Here is a 402-nt window from a genome sequence, read left to right on the forward strand (position 1 = left end):
CCCGCGCGGCAGCGGTGGCGCGCACCAGCGGGTGCACGATCCCGTTCAGACGCTCGCGGTGTGCGGGATCGTTGAAGACCAGGGCACCGAGCGCCGGACGGTCAAGCCGGCCGTCGGCCGTGAGGATCCCGGGGCCGAACGCGTCGACGACGGCGCGCAGTCCGTCGGTGCCGGGCTCTACCACTTCCCGGGCGATGGCATCGGCGTCGATGAGGGTGGCGCCGAGCTCGGCCAGCCGCCGGGCAGCCAGCGATTTTCCGGCGGCGATGCCTCCGGTGAGTCCGATTCTGAGCACGGCCTTAGTCTAGCCAGCACGCGGACAGGCAACGCGCAGCCCCGGCTGTTCCGGCTGGTCGAGGACCGCGCCGTGATCAACCGGATGGGCTTCAATAACGACGGCGC

General features: G+C 71.4%; 1 protein-coding gene and 1 pseudogene. One reads left to right on the forward strand and one right to left on the reverse strand.

What is annotated here, in order from left to right; all coding sequences use genetic code 11:
* Positions 1-295: dephospho-CoA kinase (gene coaE, locus AC5RUJ_RS18560; RefSeq protein ID WP_494156551.1), on the reverse strand; the 295-nt coding region annotated here is incomplete at its 3' end.
* Between the two features lie 27 nt (positions 296-322).
* Between coaE and AC5RUJ_RS18565 the strand changes: the two are divergent.
* Positions 323-402 (forward strand): annotated as a pseudogene (locus tag AC5RUJ_RS18565) (hypothetical protein); the annotation flags it as partial.

The organism is Arthrobacter sp. Y3223164 (assembly GCF_059091005.1).